Below are 358 nucleotides of genomic sequence, written 5' to 3'. Positions count from 1 at the left end.
GCGAAAAGGCAATCTTGACCTCCAACACCAGTGGTATTCCGGCCCATGAAATCTTTAATTCCATGAAGCATCCCGAGCGCTGCACCATTACCCACTTTTTTGCCCCGGCATGGCGCAGCCTGCCTGTTGAAGTTATTAACTGGGAGGGTGCTTCCGATGATCTGGTCAACTATCTGCTGTGGTTTTTTGCCAACACCGGCAAGGTGCCGATGGTAACAGACAATGTCTTTTCCTTCCTGCTTAACCGTATATTCGAAAACTGGTGCAACGAGGCGGTGTACCTCCTCGACAAAGCTACTACCTACCAGATTGATCACGTGTGTGAAGAGATAACCGGCAGCGGTCCCTTTTTTGTTCT

The 358-nt window shown here is 49.7% G+C and carries 1 protein-coding gene; it reads left to right on the top strand.

All coding sequences use genetic code 11. From position 1 onward, the window contains the following. Window positions 1–358: 3-hydroxyacyl-CoA dehydrogenase NAD-binding domain-containing protein (locus tag ACYQ8U_RS23295; RefSeq protein ID WP_459947937.1), on the top strand; the 358-nt coding region annotated here is incomplete at both ends.

The organism is Desulfocastanea catecholica (genome assembly GCF_054657295.1).
Note: the sequence above shows the minus strand (reverse complement) of the source record. Positions and strands in the feature narration are given on the sequence as shown.